This is a genomic window from Collinsella sp. LCP19S3_A7, assembly GCF_052121995.1.
Classification (GTDB): Bacteria; Actinomycetota; Coriobacteriia; order Coriobacteriales; family Coriobacteriaceae; genus Collinsella.
In genome coordinates this window covers 91,716-109,458 of sequence record NZ_JBQKDE010000005.1, presented here as the reverse complement: position 1 = coordinate 109,458, position 17,743 = coordinate 91,716, and the positions used below count along the sequence as shown (strand labels likewise).

At 60.3% G+C, this 17,743-nt stretch carries 13 protein-coding genes; 11 read left to right on the top strand and 2 right to left on the bottom strand.

Translation table 11 applies throughout. From position 1 onward, the window contains the following. Positions 1-96 precede the first annotated feature (96 nt). Positions 97-1,941, top strand: coding sequence for a magnesium transporter (locus ACTQV3_RS03920; RefSeq protein ID WP_441067449.1), 1,845 nt, complete (start codon positions 97-99; stop codon positions 1,939-1,941). Between the two features lie 74 nt (positions 1,942-2,015). Continuing rightward, entirely contained in the window at positions 2,016-3,212 is a 1,197-nt protein-coding gene (locus ACTQV3_RS03915) for an Nramp family divalent metal transporter (protein ID WP_427747655.1), read from the top strand. A 189-nt stretch (positions 3,213-3,401) separates the two neighbouring features. On the opposite strand, the gene ACTQV3_RS03910 is transcribed toward ACTQV3_RS03915, so the two are convergent. Continuing rightward, a complete protein-coding gene (locus ACTQV3_RS03910; protein WP_441067447.1) occupies positions 3,402-5,594 on the bottom strand; it encodes an acyltransferase family protein in 2,193 nt (730 codons plus the stop codon). A gap of 186 nt (positions 5,595-5,780) precedes the next feature. Here ACTQV3_RS03910 and ACTQV3_RS03905 point away from each other — a divergent pair, with 186 nt between their 5' ends. From ACTQV3_RS03905 to ACTQV3_RS03885, 5 genes are all read left to right on the top strand, one after another. Then, positions 5,781-6,776: a ribokinase gene (locus tag ACTQV3_RS03905; RefSeq protein ID WP_441535763.1), complete on the top strand. Its 996-nt coding sequence runs from the start codon at positions 5,781-5,783 to the stop codon at positions 6,774-6,776. 4 nt (positions 6,777-6,780) lie between these two features. Further along, positions 6,781-7,755, top strand: a complete 975-nt coding sequence (locus ACTQV3_RS03900; protein ID WP_441067443.1) for a nucleoside hydrolase — start codon at positions 6,781-6,783, stop codon at positions 7,753-7,755. Positions 7,756-7,974: 219 nt separating this feature from the next. After that, complete coding sequence (locus tag ACTQV3_RS03895; protein ID WP_441067441.1) at positions 7,975-8,985, top strand: LacI family DNA-binding transcriptional regulator; 1,011 nt, start codon at positions 7,975-7,977, stop codon at positions 8,983-8,985. A gap of 217 nt (positions 8,986-9,202) precedes the next feature. Next, on the top strand, positions 9,203-9,691 hold the full coding sequence (locus tag ACTQV3_RS03890) for an S-ribosylhomocysteine lyase (RefSeq protein WP_441067439.1): 489 nt from the start codon (positions 9,203-9,205) through the stop codon (positions 9,689-9,691). A gap of 144 nt (positions 9,692-9,835) precedes the next feature. Next, positions 9,836-10,480 (top strand): DUF4867 family protein, encoded by a 645-nt coding sequence (locus ACTQV3_RS03885; protein ID WP_441067437.1) that lies wholly within the window; start codon positions 9,836-9,838, stop codon positions 10,478-10,480. 116 nt (positions 10,481-10,596) lie between these two features. Here ACTQV3_RS03885 and ACTQV3_RS03880 read toward each other — a convergent pair whose 3' ends face one another. Next, the gene (locus ACTQV3_RS03880) at positions 10,597-11,703 is read right to left on the bottom strand and encodes an ATP-binding protein (protein ID WP_441535762.1); all 1,107 of its coding nucleotides are present in this window, start codon (positions 11,701-11,703) and stop codon (positions 10,597-10,599) included. 464 nt (positions 11,704-12,167) lie between these two features. On the opposite strand from ACTQV3_RS03880, the gene ACTQV3_RS03875 reads away from it, so the two are divergent. From ACTQV3_RS03875 to ACTQV3_RS03860, 4 genes are all read left to right on the top strand, one after another. Further along, a complete protein-coding gene (locus ACTQV3_RS03875; protein WP_427718111.1) occupies positions 12,168-13,598 on the top strand; it encodes a 6-phospho-beta-glucosidase in 1,431 nt (476 codons plus the stop codon). A gap of 226 nt (positions 13,599-13,824) precedes the next feature. Further along, positions 13,825-15,624: a histidine kinase N-terminal 7TM domain-containing protein gene (locus tag ACTQV3_RS03870; protein WP_441067434.1), complete on the top strand. Its 1,800-nt coding sequence runs from the start codon at positions 13,825-13,827 to the stop codon at positions 15,622-15,624. Next, the gene (locus ACTQV3_RS03865; protein WP_441067432.1) at positions 15,621-17,120 is read left to right on the top strand and encodes a sensor histidine kinase; all 1,500 of its coding nucleotides are present in this window, start codon (positions 15,621-15,623) and stop codon (positions 17,118-17,120) included. Before ACTQV3_RS03870 ends, ACTQV3_RS03865 begins: the two co-directional genes overlap by 4 nt. Next, positions 17,117-17,740, top strand: a complete 624-nt coding sequence (locus tag ACTQV3_RS03860) for a response regulator transcription factor (RefSeq protein WP_441535759.1) — start codon at positions 17,117-17,119, stop codon at positions 17,738-17,740. Before ACTQV3_RS03865 ends, ACTQV3_RS03860 begins: the two co-directional genes overlap by 4 nt. Positions 17,741-17,743: the final 3 nt, after the last annotated feature.

Here is a 17,743-nt window from a genome sequence, read left to right as displayed (position 1 = left end):
CGGTGTGCCGCCCGCGCATGCGTATACATATCTAAAAGTCCACGGATGGTGTGCCGGCATGGCCACGGTCCGAAGGAATAATGATGGGGAGCACCAGTGAATTATCTGAGTGAGATGCTCAAGCTGCCGGTCTTGGACGTCGATGGCGAAAAGCTCGGCGTTGTGAACGATTTTGGCATTGCTACCGGCGAAGTTTTTCCGCACGTGACGTCGCTCGCGTTCCGCGGTCCCGGCAAGACGCCGTTTATGATCAGCTGGCGAAAATGGGTCGACCGTATCGACGAGACGGGCGTATACCTTAAGACGTCGGCTACCGAAATCCGTTTTTCGTACCTGCAGCCGACCGAACTCCTGCTCGCGCGCGACGTGCTCAATAAACAAATCGTCGACACGCAGGGCATGAAGGTCGTGCGCGTAAACGACATCAAGTTTTCCATGTCGGGCGAAAATCAGCTGCGCCTGCTGGGTGCCGAAGTCGGTGCCCGCGGTCTGCTGCGCGCAATCAGCCCCGCTCTTGAACATGTCGTCGAGGGCTTTATGAAGCACCTGGGCAAACCGCTCGGCGAGGACATCATCGCCTGGTCCTACATGGACCTGCTCGATCGCTCGAATAAGAACATCCAGCTGTCGGTGTCGCATAAGACGCTCGGCGAGCTGCATCCTGCCGACATTGCCGACATTATCGAGCAGCTCGATCCTCGCCTGCGCGCGCAGGTGTTCGCGCAGCTCGACACCGCCCAGGCCGCCGAGGCCATCTCGGAGTTCGATGACGACGAGCTCATGACCGAGATGCTCGAGGGCCTGTCCGACACGGATGCGTCGTCGATGCTGGCCATGATGGACCCGGACGACGCCGCCGACCTGATCGACGAGCTCGATTACGAGAAGGCCGAGAAGCTCCTGCGCCTGATGGGCGTTCAGGAGGAGAAGGCGATTCGTAACCTGCTGGGCTATGAGGAAAACACTGCCGGTCGCATTATGACCTCGGAGTTTGTCTCCCTGCCCGCCACGGCGACGGTCGGTGACGCCATCGAGGCGATCCGCAAGCTCGACGAGGATTTCGAAAGCGTCTACTACGTCTATACCGAGGATCCGAGCGGTATGCTGACCGGCGTGCTCTCGCTGCGCACGCTGATCGTGGCCGACCGCGACGCCACGCTGGGCCAGCTGGCCTACCGCGACCTGGTTTATGTGTCGCCCGACGAGGACCAGGAAGACGTAACGGACGAGATGACCAAGTACGACCTGGTCGCCATCCCCGTCTGCGATGAGAACCGCCACATCTTGGGCATTGTGACCTTCGACGACGCCATGGACGTTATCGCCGAGGAGCACCAGGAGGACCTGCAGATCGCAGGCGTCGGCTCGGGCGATAGCGCGTCCGACGACTCGACGAATGTGCTCAGCTGGTTTGTGCATCGCCAGTACTGGGTTGTCGTGTGGGGCATTTCCTCGTGCATCATGGCGGCAGTGCTGGGGACGGCGCTGGGCTCCGCGCATCTGGTGGTGTTCCCCATGTGCGCCATGCCGCTCGTGCTGCTGGCTGCCTCGCGTATGGTGTCGTTCGTCAAGAACTACTTCCTGGAGTACGACGGCCATGACGATGAACCCAAGCCGTATCTGGGATTCTTCTTCCAGAGCACGGGCATGGGCCTGATCCTGTCGCTCGTGACCTACCTGTGCGCTCAGCTGGTGCGCACCACGGCGTTCCCCGACGCGCCCATGCTTGAGGAGCAGCTCTTTACCGGCTGCTTTAACATCGCGGCCATCGTCTGCCTGATTGGTAACATGAGCGCTGTGATTTACCTGATGGTGCTGTTCTGGCGTGACGAGCACGACCTCAATACGTCGGGTACCGCCATGAACGTCATTGCCGTCATGATCTCGTGCGTGGCGTACTGTGCCGCTGCGGTGCTGCTCACCATGTCGGTCATGGGTTAGGTGGTCGCGTGCAAAATAGCAAGCAAAAGCAGGGCACCAAGCAAAAGCTGACCATCGCGGCCATCTTTGGTGCCATGGGTCCTGGCCTTTTGGCGGCGCTTTCGGGCAATGACGCCGGCGGCATCGCCACGTATTCCAGCGCCGGTGCCAGCTATGGTTACAAGATGCTCTGGATGCTTCCCGTCATGACCGTGCTGCTCATCGTGACGCAGGAGACCGCGGCGCGTTGCGGCTGCGTGACGGGCAAGGGCCTGGCCTCGCTCATTCGCGAGCGCTTTGGCGTGCGCAAGAGCGTGCTGGCCATGGCGGCGCTGCTGATTGCCAACACAGCCGTGACCATTTCGGAGTTTGCGGGTATCGCGAGCGGCCTTGCCCTCTTTGGCGTGCCGGCGAGCATCTCGGTGCCGCTTGTGGCGCTGATGGTTTGGATGCTTACCATGTCGGGTAGCTTCCAGCGCATCGAGAAGATTCTGTTGCTGGTGAGCTGCGTGTTTGTGACCTACATTGTCGCTGCAATTATGGCTGGTCCCAGTTGGGGCGAGGTGGCGGTCGATCTGGTTGTACCCAACATTCAAAATGACCCCAGCTACGTGTCGCTTGTGGTCGCGACGATCGGTACCACCATCGCGCCCTGGATGATTTTCTTGGCACAGAACAACGTGGTCGATAAGAATGCGGGCGAGGACGATATCGTGTTGCAGCGCATCGATACCGTGAGCGGCTCGATTGCCGCCGATGTCATTGCCGGTTTTATTATCATCACGACCGGTACGGTATTGTTCCCCGCGGGCATTCAGATTAGCGACGCTGCAGACGCTGCCCGCGCGCTGGAGCCCATTGCGGGCCAGTGGTCCACGGTGCTGTTTGCCTCGGGCCTGGTCGCGGCGAGCTTCTTGGCCGCCTGCGTGCTGCCGGGCGTTACATCCAGCGCTATCTGCGAGGCGTTTGGCTGGGAGCGCGGTGCCGATCGCAGCTGGGACGAGGCCCCGGTCTATCGCGGCATCATTACGGCAATCATTGGCATTTCTGCCGTGCTGGTGCTCATGCCCGGCGTCGACCTGTTCCAGATTATGATGACCTCGCAGGTCATCAACGGCGTGTTGCTGCCCGTGGTTCTGGTGTTCCAGGTGGTTATTGCCGCCGATCGACACATTATGGGCGCCAACCGCAACGGCCGTGTGTGGAATGTGCTCACTTGGGCGACTATCGGCGTTATTACGGTGCTGACGGTCGTCATGTTTGTTCTGCAAGCGATGGGTTACAGCGCGTAGCACCTCTCTTGGACTCTAAACAGGCCGCCGCCATGGGCTGCGGCCTGTTTTTGTCTGCTATAGGGTGCTAGTTATATACCGATGTGCAGCTATAAAGCCGCCTCTGGGGTGAATTAACAGCCCAGAGGCGGCTTTGTAAGTCGCGGAAGTGGTCCCAAGTGCCGGATTGTAAGCAGATTTGGCTGTGCGTTACTTGTCGGTGCCTAGCTTGTGCGGTTTGTAGGCGAGGGCGTTGACGAGTGCCTCGGCAGCGGATTTGACAGCCGCCGGCTGCGGATCGTTAACGTGGTCCTCGGGGTGCACGGGTAGGTCCTTCTTGACGGCATCGTGGATGAGCTTAAGGTACTCGGTCACGCCGGTAGTCGACAGGTGCGTGCCGTCGCCATCGAACAGGTCGTTGCGATTTGTGCTGTATCCGTACCAGTCGATAACGCGTACATTCTTGTAGCGCGTAGCGGCGTTGGCGATGGCCTGGTTCGTGGACCCGACCCACGGCTGTGGGCTGCGCGTGTTTACAAACACGACAATACGTTGATCACCGGCGTCGGCCATGATCGCGTCGACCTGGGCGTCCGTTACCAAACCGTTGGTGCCCAGGGCAAAGACCACGATCTTGCCGGCAAGGTTCTGCTGGATATAGCCCTCAAATGTCGCGCGGCCCGCATCAAACTGGCGGCCCTTTTCGGCATCGATGTGGCTGTGCGGGAACACGCCGTCAAAGGCATCGACGGCGCGCAGGGACACGGAGTCGCCAATCATTAGCAGGTCGTAGGCTCCGTCGGGGAAGCCGTCGTCATCTTTGTCGGTGTCATCGGCCGCCCGCTGATCTTGAGGCTTTGCATTTTTGGCCTCCTTGTTTAGGATTTCGGCGCCCTCGCCGCTCAGCGCGGATGTGTCGGGCACAAAGACCAGGCCGCCCAGCGCCACAACAAGCACGATGGCGCAAACGGCGCAGGTGGGGACATGTGCGCGCATCCAGCCGGCGGGCGTGGTGGTGCCGTCGCGGAGCTCGGAAACGGTGCGCCCAAAAGCGCCCTTCCTAAACGGCGTTTCGATAAAGCGATAGGAGCACTCGGCCACGGCGACCACCAACAACACCTGCAAAATGTAGTGCCACCAGGGCGTATCGTTAATGTTGGCGACCGGGTTCATGAGGAGCAGCAGCGGATAATGCCACAGGTAGATGCTGTAGGAGCGCTTGCCGATCCATACGAGCGGCTCGGCGGCCAAGGCCCGTGCGACCATGCCCTGGGGCTGCACACATGCCGCGATAACCATCAGTGTGAGGATGGAGCACAGCAGCGTGCCGCCGCGATACTGAAACGCGGTATAGCCGTTGGTGAGCGCGACCATGGCGGCGAGTCCGACCAGGCCAACGACGCCCATCAAATCGATGGATGCGGGGGAGGACCAAAAGCGTGCGGGCTCACTTGGCTTTGTCGTGGCGGCCTCGGCGGTGTCGCTCTTTGACTTGTCGTGCTTGTCGGCGCCGGCCAGTCGGTCGAGCCCCAGATGGCGGACAAGGCGCGCAGGCGCCAGGTCGCGGTCGGGAATAAAGGCCATCCAGGCACCCAGCAGCAACGAGAACACGCGGGTGTCGGTGCCGTAGTACACGCGGCTGGGGTCGGCGGCAGGGTTGTAAAGCACCATCATGGCGAGGGCGGATACCGCGGCAAGGCCCAGGACCACGCGGCGCGTGTTGGGCTTGCTCACATGCATGGATACCATGGCAAACAGCAGTGGCGGCCAAATAAGATAGAACTGTTCCTCGATGGCAAGCGACCAAAAGTGCGTGAGCGGCGAGGGGTCGCCCAAGGCGTTAAAGTACGAAACGTCCTGCATAATCTGCCACCAGTTATTAAAGAACAGCAGCGACGGCAGGATGTCGGGGCGCATCTTGGTGAGCATCACATGGTTAAAGACAGTGCACAGTGCGCAGGTCACCACCACGACGGTTACCACGGCGGGGAACAGGCGACGGATGCGGCGGATCCAGAAGCTCTTAAGATCGATACGACCGGTCTTTGCTATTTCGTTGATGAGCAGGCGCGTGATCAAGTATCCCGAGAGCACAAAGAAGATCGTGACACCGAGCAGGCCGCCCTGTGCCCACGTGAGGTTGAGGTGATAGAGCACCACCGCGACAACGGCGAGCGTGCGAAGGCCGTCGAGGGCGGGGATGTAGCGAGATTTGGGACGCGTGGGCGCCTGTTCTTTTGCGGTGCTGTCGGTGCAGGCGCCCTTGTTGGCGGGCGAGCGATGGGAGCCTGCAGCGCGGCGCGGCTCGGTGGTTTGGCGGTTAGTGCGCGAACGTTCGTGCGGCGCTTGTTGATCGCTCGCATGGCGTGAGCTGCGCGAGCTCGATCGCGGGAATTGTTCCATAAAACATCATCCAATGACGAGAATAATCAGCACGCTTTCATTGTAGCCGCCTACTCCTGTGAATGCTTGCTGCTGGCGTAAGCTCAAGCGCGCGTCCACATCAAAGTGAACTAAAGTTATAGAGGTGCGAGAATGCACGATTGACGGCCGACAGCGGGTGCAGAGCCCGCGGACGAGGAGGTTTTCATGGCAGATTGCGGCATCGTTGCGGTGTTTGGCAGCATGAACATGGACCTTTCGGTGGCGTGCGAGTGCATGCCGCGTGCGGGCGAGACCGTCGGCGGCAGCGGGTTTATCACCAACGCCGGCGGTAAAGGCGCCAACCAGGCCGTAGCAGCTGCGCGCATGGGCGCGCGCACGCGCATGATCGACGCGGTCGGCCGCGACGCGTTTGGCTCGTCGCTCGTGGCGGGGCTCCAAGATGCTGGCGTGGACTGTGGCTTTGTGGCGCGTCGCGACGACGTGGAGACGGGAACGGCGACCATCATTCGCTGTGAGGGCGATAACCGCATCGTGCTATCGCCGGGCGCCAACCATGCGCTTGCGGGCGAGGACGTTGCCCGCGCGCTGAGGCGCCTGGTGGCCGATGAGCTCGATGGCAACGCCAGCGAGATTGCCCCGGCTGCCGGAAGCGTCTTTATCGCCCAGGGCGAATGTGACCTTGTGGCGACTGTCGAGGCGCTTTTCTGCGCTCACGAGCTGGGGTTTTATACGGTCTTTAATCCAGCGCCAGCCTGCGAAGTGCCTGCGGAGGTCTGGCCTGCAGTCGACCTGGTTTGTCCCAACGAGACTGAGTGCCAGGTACTGACGGGCATCTTGCCTGCAGACGATGCGAGCTGCGTCGCGGCGCTCAATGCCTTGCTCGCCAAGGGTGCCGGCGCCGCGGTCATCACGCTGGGCGGCGCCGGATCGGTTACGCTCGGCGACGACGGCGAGCTGCTGCGCATGCCGGCGCTTTCGAGCACGGTGGTCGATACGACGGCCGCGGGCGATACGTTTATCGGTGCGCTTGCTGCGGCTCGTTTGGAGGGCTTGCCACTCTTTGAGTGCATGGCCGCGGGTGCTCGCGCCTCGGCAGTGACGGTGTCGCGCCTGGGCGCGCAGCAGTCGATTCCCACGCGTGCCGAAGTTGAGCGCGTGTTTGATTTAGACGATTTAGTACAAGACGGAGAAGCGGAGTAGAACAATGGCAACCAAGAAGCTGATCCTTGATCTGGATATGGGTGTGGACGATGCGATGGCGCTTGCCTATGCCATCGCGAGCCCCGAGGTTGAGCTCGTGGGCATAACCACGTGTTTTGGCAACGTGCGCGTTGACCAGTCGGCGCGCAACTGCCTGGCGGTGCTCGACTTGTTGGGCCGTCCCGAGGTGCCGGTGTACCTGGGTGCCGACCGTCCTCTGCAGGCGACTGAGCCCTATACGCCGCCGGCGTCCACCGTACTCATTCACGGCAAGAATGGCATCGGCGGCGCGAGTGTGCCCGCGTCGCCCTACGAGCCGGTGGGGGCGACGTCGGCCGATGGCAACGCTGCAGTCGATTATCTGATTGATGCCGCGCGCACCTATGGTCCCGATCTGGTCTACGTAGCGACCGGCCCGCTCTCCAACCTGGCGCTTGCCCTGGAGCGCGATGCGGCGGCGGTGATGTCTATTGGCCGCGTGGTGGTGATGGGCGGCGCCCTGACCGTGCCCGGCAATGTGAGCGCGGGTGCCGAGGCCAACATGGCAAGCGATCCCGAAGCGGCCGATGCCGTGCTGCGTTCGGGCCGCAAGCTCACTATGGTGGGCCTGGATGTGACGCATCGCGTGGTGCTCACGCGTCGCGACATTGCCGGATGGACGGGCTCGGGCACCATGGCAGGCTGTGCGTTTGCGAGCATGGTCGAGCACTACATTGGTTCGTACGAGATGAACGCATCCTACCTGGGTGGTTGTGCGCTGCACGATCCACTGGCCGTCGCCGTGGCGATCGACCCCACGCTCGTGGGTGCGCTCGGCTGCAACCTGCGTGTTGATCTGCTGGGCGAGTATCGCGGCCGCACCATTTGCGACGAGCATCGCCTGTCCGATCCGGACAAGAGCGCGCTTGTGGCGCTGACCGTGGATGCCCCGCGCTTCCTGTCCGAGTTCAAGACGCGCATGGCCCGTGTTCTTGGCTAGATGATTTCCGTGCCCCGCTCCATGTAGTCAATTTGGGACGGGGCTTTTTTAGCTACCGAGTAAATGTGCCCGTTGGGGGAAGAGTCGTGCCACTTCGCTTGACAACAGGCTAAACTAGCTCATAAACATTTACTATTCTGTTTAGATTGAATTTGCGGTCGTTTAGTTGCCGAGTCATCAAGTTGTGATGCTCCGCCACGGCCGTTGCTAGGGGGAACAATGGCCAAAGCAAGTGTTCGCGAGATCAGCCGCATCACCGGTTTTTCACCTGCGACCGTGTCCAACGCGCTCAACCGCAAGCGTAGTGTGAGTGAAGAGACCGCCAAGGTCATTCTGGAGTGCGCACAGTCGCTTGGCTATCAGCAGTCGACGCAGCTCGAGAGCATTCAGTTTGTGCTCGCGCGCAAGACGGGTGCCATCTTGGACGAGAGCACCTTCCATCCCGCGGTCATCGAGGGCGTGGAGCGCCAGGCGCGTCGTCACGGCATGAGCACGAGCTTTGTCTCGCTCGACTTTAGCGACTTGGACGCCGTGCGTCCGCAGGTCGAGGGCCTGATCGCCGATCCGTCCGCCGCTATCGTGCTGATGGGCACCGAGCTGGGTGAGGAAGACTACGCCCTGTTTGCCAACGCTGCCGCCCACCTTATCGTGCTCGATGGCTGGAGCGATCGTCAGTACTTCGATGCCGTGGTCATTGCCAACACCGACTCGGTGCTGCGCGCCGTGGATCACCTCATCGAGAAAGGTCACAGGCAGATCGGCTATCTGGCAGGCGACCTTCGCATCCGCAACTTTAAGGATCGCGAGCGCGGCTATCGCCAAGCGCTTGAGGACGCAGACCTTGAGGCCAACCCGACATGGCGCGTTACGCTGGGCACCACGCTCGAGGGCGCCTATCGCGACATGGGCGCATGGCTCGACAGCGTCTCGCGCGACGACCTGCCGACGGCTTTCTTTGCCGAAAACGACGTGCTCGCCGTAGGCGCCATGCGCGCGCTCAACGAGCACGGCATACGCGTGCCCGAGGATGTCTCGATCATCGGCTTTGACGATCTGTCTTTGGGCGCCTTCTCCAACCCGCCGCTCACCACGGTGCACGTTCCCAAGCACGAGGTGGGCGAGATCGCGGTGCGCCGCCTGGTGGGCAACATCCGCAATCCCAAGAGCTATACCTGCAAGACGGCCGTATCGACCTATTTTGTCGAGCGTCAGAGCGTGTGCGAGATCTAGGCAAAGGCAACGCCGGGCCGCAGGGCGGCAAAGCCGTCGACGCGACCATTTCGTACACTGCCTAGCATGATTTTTCTGGGACGGGGATTAAAAACTCATTGATCCCCGTCTCGGGCAGCTCATTTGGGACGGGGCTTTTTTGACTGGTATGATTGGTGCGACCATTCGAACCAGCTAAAAGAGCCCCGTCCCAAATTGACTATCGAGAGGATCTGCCATGGAGCGTATCGCGAGCTTTTCCGTTGACCATCTGCTGCTTGAGCCCGGCGTGTATGTGAGCCGCATCGACCGCGATCCGGCGACCGCCGCTGTCGTTACCACCTTTGACCTGCGCCTGACCACGCCCAACAAGGAGCCGGTCATGAACACGGCAGAGTGCCACACCATCGAGCACCTGGGGGCGACGTTCCTCCGCAACCATGCCGAGTGGTCGAGCCGCATTGTCTACTTTGGCCCCATGGGCTGCCGCACGGGCTTTTACCTGGTCGTTTTTGGTGAGGTGACGAGCGAGGAGATCCTGCCGCTCGTGCGTGAGTTGTTTGAGTTTGTCGCCGACTTTGAGGGCGATGTCCCCGGAGCCGCTCCCGAGGAGTGCGGCAACTACCTGGACCAGAACCTTCCCATGGCAAACTGGCTCGCGCGCCGCTACCTCGACCGCGACCTGGCCGATATCGACGGGAAGCACCTGCACTATCAGCAGGCGTAAGGGTTTTATCGCCCAAAACGCGCGCATTGGGCGCCTTCGCTTATGCGGGGGCGCCTTTTTGTTGAGTGGCCTGGATGAGCGTTCAAAATCGCTCATGTTTGTTCTAGAATGTTCGTATAGTCACATTTACGAACAGGAGTGAACATGCATATCTACTCTGTCAACGATCCCGAGTTCAAGTCCTATGGCCGCGTGTGGGACGACGTCCCGTCCGGCCTGACCGCTCCACTCGTCGAGGCACTCTCCGCTACGCCCATCCCCGAGGGCAGTAAGTACGTAGCGAGTACGCCGGAGCTCGAGGGCGTTAAGGGTGCCGATAAACTGGGCTTTCTCATGTTTGGTGGCCGTCCCTTCCAGCTCGGCTGGTGCAACGGGCACAACACGCGTCTCAACTGCCTGGAGTACCACCGTGCCAGCGAGTTCAACCTGGGTGCACGCGACTTTATCCTGCTCGTGGCGCATCGCTGGGAGATCGAGGGCTGCAAGCTCGATACCGCGTGCGTCAAGGCGTTCCGCGTGCCGGCAGGCAAGGTCGTCGAGGTTTTCAACACCACGCTCCACTACACGCCGTGCATGGTCGACGACGGTGGCTTCCAGGTGATGGTGGCGCTGCCCGCCGGCACCAACGGTCCGCGTCCCGAGGCTGCGGCCGATATGCCTGCTGCCGGCGACAGCTACTGCTACTGGAAGGCCGACAAGTGGGTTCTCTGCCATGCTGACAGCCCCAAGGCAGCCGAAGGCGGCTACGTAGGTCTCATCGGCAAAAACCTCGACATCGCCTGTGACTAGAATCTTCTGTCTCGATCTGTAACATCTAGCGGGCTAAATCGTCTCTACCTGTTACAGATCGAGACATACCGCCCCCCAGCCACCACAAAGGTGCCTGTCCCCATTGTGGTGGCTGTCTAGAGCTGGCTGCGCAGATAGTCAGCCATATATGGAACAGCGAAACGCACGTAACCGCGGCGTGCCTGTTCGATAACGCCGGCGTCGATGAGGCGTCGGCGATACTTTTGCGCATAGTCGGGTGTGACTGACATGCGCTCGGCCACATTGGAGATGCGCGACACGCCGTCTTTGTCATCAGACATTGCGTCGAGAAACGCGACGTCTTGGTCCGATAGCGCGGCGAGCGTCGTTTCACAAACATCGTTTTCGAAATCGGCCTTTGACGCTTCGATAGCTCCGTCGACTTGCTCTGGCGTTACGTATTCTCCTGCCTGGCAGCGATTGGCGATGTTGTAGCCGATGAGCTGCAGCATATAGGGCGATCCTTGGGTTGCACGAGCGGCACGGAGGCGAAGATCGCCTGGAATATCAAGGTCGAGCTCTTCGAAAGCCCGCTGATAATAGGCATCGACATCTCCGACTGAAAGCGGTTCGAGCGTGACTTTGCGTGCGCGGTTGAGAAATGTCAGTACGCGGTCGTTGAGTGTCGCGGAGACTGCTCCCGGGAGGCCCGCCATGACGAGCGCGACGTTGAGTCCCTCGCCGACCAGCTCTTGATAGGCGGTGACGAGCTGTCTGATCTCGGGTGAATTTGCCTGGAGCTCGTCGATGAGGATGAGGATGCCGTGTCCCTGCTCGGTTAACTTGCGTGCCAACTGCGTGAGTTTGAACTGGAAACTCTTAGTTTCCTGTACGTCGCGCGTAAACTCGAGGCCGGCTGAGAAACCGAAGACGCTCAAACTGCCACCTGTAAGTTTGGGGAGACGATGCTTGTTGGCGTAAGGCTCGCCCGCTTCCTGGATTTTCTCAACAATGCGCTCGAGCATATCCTCGGAGGCTACGGTGGGCGTGGCGACAACAAAGCCGAGCTTGCGGGCGTGATCGGCAAGTTCCCACAACAGAACCGTTTTGCCGCTGCCTCGCTGGCCGAGCATGAGCATGGCTCGGTCTCGATTGCCCGGCTCCTGCTCAAGGCCGGAGATGAATGTCGAAATCACGCTCCCGCGTCCCACCAGATAGGACGGGCGATTTCCAAATGAGGGGGAGAAGATGCTTTCAGTCATAAGTCTCCTTTCCTTTTTTTCCTATTTTTTCCTTTTTTTCCTATTCAGTCAAATGAGTTGCTGAGCGAAGGCGGCTACGTAGGTCTCATCGGCAAAAACCTCGACATCGCCTGTGACTAGAATCTTCTGTCTCGATCTGTAACATCTAGCGGGCTAAATCGTCTCTCCCTGTTACAGATTTAGACAAACTGCAAGGGACTGGCCGAACAATCTCAATCTGTAACACCAGGCCCGGTTTTGGCGGCCTACCTGTTACAGATCGAGACAAATCGCCCCAAACCGCCACAAAGGCGCCTGTCCCCTTTGTGGCGGCTTGGACAGGCGGGTATCAAAAAGTGTCAGGCGGGGTGGCTGCCGGGCGCCTGCGCGCGAAAAGAAGTATCGGCCTGTGCCACTGCCGTTGAGCGACGCGTTGTTTGCAGGGATACTGAGCCTATGACAACAGCGTGCGAAAGGATTGATACATGGCTTTCCGTAATGACTTCCTGTGGGGCGGCGCAACGGCTGCCAACCAGTGCGAGGGTGCCTACGACGTGGACGGCCGCGGCCTGGCCAACGTGGACGTGGCTCCGCACGGCCCCGAGCGCTATGCGGTGGTCTCCGGCCAGCGTAAAATGCTCGACTTCGAGGACGGCTATTACTATCCCGCGCAGACCGGCATCGATTTCTATCACCACTACAAAGAGGACATCGCTCTCTTTGCCGAGATGGGCTTTAAGACCTTCCGTATGAGCCTGGCTTGGACCCGCATCTTCCCCAACGGCGACGAGACCGAGCCCAACGAGGCTGGCCTGGCCTTCTACGAGGACGTATTCCGCGAGTGTCAGGCGCACGGCATCGAGCCGCTCGTGACCATCACGCACTTCGACTGCCCGATTCACCTCATCAAGGAGTACGGCGGCTGGCGCAACCGTAAGCTCATCGACTTCTACAAGAACCTCGCGACCACGATCTTTACCCGCTACAAGGGGCTGGTGAAGTACTGGCTCACCTTCAACGAGATCAATATGATCTTGCACCTGCCGTTTATGGGTGCCGGTCTGGTCTTTGAGGAGGGCGAGAACAAGGAGGCCGTCGAGTACCTGGCCGCCCACAACGAGCTCGTCGCCAGCGCTTGGGCAACCAAGATCGCCCACGAGATCGACCCCGAGATCAAGATCGGCTGCATGCTCGCCGCGGGCAGCTACTACCCCTACAGCTGCCGTCCGGGCGATGTGCGCCAGGCGCAGCTCGATAACCAGGACAACTACTTCTTCGTCGACGTCCAGAGCCGCGGCTACTACCCGGCATATGCCGTCAAGAAGCTCGAGCGTCTAGGCATCGATGTGGGCATGACGGACGAGGACCGCGAGATCCTGGCCGCTAACACCGTCGACTTCATCAGCTTTAGCTATTACAGCACCCGCTGCTCTGCCGGTGCCGATAACCCCGATGTCGAGCGCACCCAGGGTAACGCCTTCGCCGGCGCCAAGAACCCCTACCTGCAGGAGAGCCAGTGGGGCTGGGCCATCGATCCTCTGGGCTTCCGCATCACCCTCAACGACCTGTACGACCGTTATCAGAAGCCGCTGTTTGTGGTCGAGAACGGTCTGGGCGCCAAGGATGTTGTCGAGGAGGATGGCTCCATCAACGACGACTACCGTATCGACTACCTGCGCCAGCATATCGCCGCGATGCGCGATGCGGTGACCGAGGACGGCGTTGACCTGCTGGGCTACACCACCTGGGGCCCGATCGACCTGGTGTCTGCCGGCACGGGTGAGATGTCCAAGCGCTACGGCTTTATCTATGTGGACCGCGACGATGCAGGCAACGGTACCCTCAAGCGTTCCAAAAAGAAGAGCTTCGACTGGTACAAGAAGGTTATTGCTTCTAATGGTGAGGACCTGTCCTAAGGAAGCTGAGACACTCAACTTCATAGCCTTCTAACCAAGGCGCCCGGCGAGTAGTTATTGCTCGCCGGGGGTCTTGCCGTCTGCGGATTTTGGGACATGCGGCCCGCTTTTTGGACCCGCCTGTCGGTACACTAAAGGGACTATGAGTACCCGCGAGCGACATATCGGCCACGCGGCCGCCCGGACCGCTCCGGTTGCGGATCCCAGGGGCGGCAGGCTCTTCGCCATGCCGCGATTCCTTGTTGGCATAACGCATCAGGTGTACCGTCACCGCGTCTTTGCTATCGCCGGCGCCATCACCGCGCTGTTCCTCATGCTTTTGGCGATCTTGCCGGTGCTGTTCGCCTTCGACCCCAAACTTTCTAACGCCGTGCCCGCCTATAGCGAGGTGTCCGAAGAGGTCGTGGATGCGCTCACCCATTCGAGCCCTCTCCCGCTGCTTGTCGCCGCAATTGTATTTTCGATTTGGGGCGTGTTGGTCTATCTGCGTTGTTTGGACTATGTGCTGTGCCGCCGCCTTGTTGCCATCGCCACCATCTGTGCCCTGTGGATGATCGAGGTCATTCTCAAGTACAAGTCGTACACGCCGTTCTATGCCACCTTGCTGTGGTACCTGTACTACGTGCCCATGACGCTCATTCCGCTGCTCTACCAGCTCTGCGGCCTGCGCCTTGCGGGCCTGGAGCAACGCCGCCTGGGTCGCCGCTACCGTGCTGCGCTGTGGATTGTGGCTATCCTGCTTATCGGATTTGTGCTCACCAACGATTTTCACCAGCAGGTCTTCCGCTTTGACCGTACAAGCGACACCTGGAGCAACGATTACACGTACGGCCGGGGTTATTTCGCCTTCCTCGTGTGGACGGCCTTTAACTTCGTGGCCTTTTTTATCCTGGTTGGTCGGTCCTCGTCCTTTCGCATCCAACGTTTCTCGGGCACGGCGGCGCTCGTGCTGCTGGGCGGCGCATTCTTTGGCATCTCATATGCTCTGCGCGTGCCCTGGGCATGGAGGCTCAACTTTTCGCTCGTCTATTGCATCCTGTGCGTGGTGGCGATGGAAATCTGTCTCGATTGCGGTGTCATTCCGTCGTACCACGATATCGCCGGCATCTTCGACACCTTGCCGCTTGACCTCAAAGTTCTAACGCGCGACCTGCAGGAGGTCTATGCCACGCCGGTGTCAAAGCCAATGCCGGTAGGCGTGCGCGAGGAGCTGCGGACCCAGGAGCACGGCCGCGCCCATGCCTTTACCGTGGCGTCCGATCCCGATGTGATGTATCGTGCTTTTCCGCTGCTGGGGGGATCGGCCCTGCTTGCCCAAGACGTATCGGAGCTCAACGAGCTCAATCGCGAACTGGCACATCGTCGCATGGAGCTGCAACGCCAAAACGAGCTGCTTGCCGCCGACTACGACCTTAAGACACATTTGGCAGATCAAGAGACCGAGACCTTGCTAGTCCAAGACGTGGACCAGGCGCTTGCCCGCGCGCTCGAAGAGATGTACGACTTGTTGAGCTCGCTGCCGCCGTTGACTGACGAGGAATCTTCGCGCGAGCGTTACCGCATGCTGCAGCGCGCCAAGATGCTCGTTGCCTATTGCAAACGGAAGGGGTCGCTCACGTTGGCACAGCACGGGGAGAGCGGTTTTGACCGCGACCGCATTCAGCTCATTGCCAACGAGCTCGCAAGCGACCTGCGCACGATCGATGTCGATTGCGCCTCGATTATTGCCATACGGCGCCCGATGCACGCCAGTACGGTAAGCGCGCTGTACGACTGCGTGTATGACTTTGCGTTTTTTGCCTACACCACCGATCATCCGGCACTTATGTATCACTTGGGCGACCATGACCGATGCAGCGTCGAGCTGCGCGCCACACTTTTTTCCAACGATGATGAAGATCTTTCGCAGACGCCCGCTGCGCAAGAGCTCGAAAGCGCTTTGCAAGGGCGCAACGTGGCATACCGCCTTGAGGGCGAGTCCGGTCAGCTGCGCATGATCGTCTTGATGCCGAGGGCGGGTGAGTGACGATGCAGATTTCGCTCATCCTTCCCCAAATCGTTGCGCTCGATGTTGTCTTTGCCCTGGCTGCGTGTCTGCAGACGATCCACGTCCCGCTCATCGCATCGCGCCGCTCGTCCTATAACCGTAAGGTGATTTGCGCCTACGAGGCGAGTCTTGTGCTTCACCTGATGATTTCGGCGCTCATCTTGTTCACGTCGTCTGGCTCGTATCTGGTGGCGCCGCTTGACGTTTGCGCCAGGGCAATGGGCGGAGCGTTGTGGCTCAATGCCGCAATCTTTGCCTATGGCGTGGTACTTATGGTGCACTATCGTCGTCCCGTCATGCTGGTCGAGCTGTTGCTTGTTGTCGCCGTTACACCACCGGTGGTTTTTGCCATGGGCTCGGCGTGGACCGTTGTCCTTATCGCAGAGGGAGCGTTCTTCCTGTTCCGTTCCATCGCGGCGCTCTTGATGGACGTCCGTAACCGCCAAGAGGATATCACCATGTTCTCGACGATCGAGACCATCAACGTGATTCCCGTGGGCATCCTGTATCTAGACCCGAGGGGCCGTCCGCTGCTCATGAACCGCTGCATGCGCAAAAACCTCGTAGAGCTCCATATGCCCACCGACCTGGGCGACATGAGCAGCACATGGAACGACCTGCGCAAACTGAGCATGCAAACGCCCGAAAGCAGCGCTAATCGCGCCCATATCGACCTTGATCGCTTTGGTAGGGATCGCGCCGTGGTCGAGATCTCTCCTTCCGAGATTCGTCTGTTCGTGCGTGACTCCGTTACGGTCTCGAACCGTCCGTTCGAGCGCGTCGTCGGCCTGGACGTGACGGAATACGCACACGCCTACGACCGTCTGGCGCAAGCCAACCACCTGCTTGAGCGTGCTGGCCAAGAGCTCCAGGCCCAGATCGAAGAAGCCAAAAAGGTTGCCGACAATGCGGCCTACCTACGTATGCGTGCCCGCGTTCACGATGTGATCGGCCAGCGCCTGTCCATTCTTCATCGCTATTTGGAGGAGGGACGTCTGGATGATGAGTCGCTCGAGCAGATTGACCCGTTGCTGCGCTCAATCGCCGCCGATTTGCGCAGTGGCGGTGCCAGCAAGCCTGCAGAGCAGCTGAGCGATATCGTCCACGCCTTTGGCTTGGTGAGTGTGCAGATCGATGTTGAGGGTGCGCTGCCTGAGGACGCGCGTGTCGCCGCCGCATTTTTGCAGATTATCCGCGAGGCCTCGACCAATGCCACCAGGCATGCGCAGGCGCATCGGGTCCTCGTGCGCCTGTGGCAGGAGGGGACGAATGCTAGCGCCGTCGCGCGCATGACGATTTCTAACGACGGGTCCCCGGCCCCCGTATCGTATCGCGAGGGAACGGGTATCCCAGGTATGAGGCATGTCGCGCAAGATTTGGGCGGCGGCCTGGAAGTCCACGCCGCTCAGCCCTTCACGCTTGCGGTGTCCATCCCGCTGAGCCCCAACGCCACGGTCCAAAGGAGAAGTTCATGATCCGCGTGTTAATTGTCGAAGATCAGGCCATTCTGCGCGAAAGCCTGGCGCGCTCCGTTGGCGACCAGCCCGATATGACCGTCGTCGCCGCGATCGCCGATGCCTCCGAGGCCTTGGGTGTCGCGCTCAAGGAGCGCCCGGACATGATATTGATGGACGTGTGCACCGAACACGATTCAAACGGCATCGTGGCGGCGGCGCGCATCAAGGAGCAGCTGCCCGAGTGCCGCGTCATCATCATGACCGGCATGCCCGAGATCACCTTTGTCGATCAGGCTCGCGAGGCGGGCGTCGATAGCTTTGTGTACAAGAACGTCGGTATCGACGAGCTGTTCACCGTGATGCGCTCCACGCTGGCGGGCTATTGCACGTTTCCCAAGCCGCCCGAGAGCATTTTTTCGGGCACGGCGGCACTCGACGATGTCGAGCTGTCGATTTTGCGTCTTGCCTGCGAGGGCAAAAGCCGCCGCGAGATCGCGGCCGAGCTGTTTATGAGTGAGGGTACCATCAAGCGTCGCATCTCGGAGATTCTGAGCAAGACCGGCTACGACAACATCATGCGTCTTGCCGTGCGCGCGGTAACGGAGGGCAGCATCGTTCCCAACATGGAGCGCCCGTAATCG

Bases quoted from the DNA above. Each gene is read 5' to 3' on its own strand.
- ACTQV3_RS03915 (WP_427747655.1), top strand. From the start codon at position 2,016: ATGGGTCCTGGCCTTTTGGCGGCGCTTTCGGGCAATGACGCCGGCGGC.
- ACTQV3_RS03910 (WP_441067447.1), bottom strand. From the start codon at position 5,594: ATGGAACAATTCCCGCGATCGAGCTCGCGCAGCTCACGCCATGCGAGC.
- ACTQV3_RS03905 (WP_441535763.1), top strand. From the start codon at position 5,781: ATGGCAGATTGCGGCATCGTTGCGGTGTTTGGCAGCATGAACATGGAC.
- ACTQV3_RS03900 (WP_441067443.1), top strand. From the start codon at position 6,781: ATGGCAACCAAGAAGCTGATCCTTGATCTGGATATGGGTGTGGACGAT.
- ACTQV3_RS03895 (WP_441067441.1), top strand. From the start codon at position 7,975: ATGGCCAAAGCAAGTGTTCGCGAGATCAGCCGCATCACCGGTTTTTCA.
- ACTQV3_RS03890 (WP_441067439.1), top strand. From the start codon at position 9,203: ATGGAGCGTATCGCGAGCTTTTCCGTTGACCATCTGCTGCTTGAGCCC.
- ACTQV3_RS03885 (WP_441067437.1), top strand. From the start codon at position 9,836: ATGCATATCTACTCTGTCAACGATCCCGAGTTCAAGTCCTATGGCCGC.
- ACTQV3_RS03880 (WP_441535762.1), bottom strand. From the start codon at position 11,703: ATGACTGAAAGCATCTTCTCCCCCTCATTTGGAAATCGCCCGTCCTAT.
- ACTQV3_RS03875 (WP_427718111.1), top strand. From the start codon at position 12,168: ATGGCTTTCCGTAATGACTTCCTGTGGGGCGGCGCAACGGCTGCCAAC.
- ACTQV3_RS03870 (WP_441067434.1), top strand. From the start codon at position 13,825: ATGCCGCGATTCCTTGTTGGCATAACGCATCAGGTGTACCGTCACCGC.
- ACTQV3_RS03860 (WP_441535759.1), top strand. From the start codon at position 17,117: ATGATCCGCGTGTTAATTGTCGAAGATCAGGCCATTCTGCGCGAAAGC.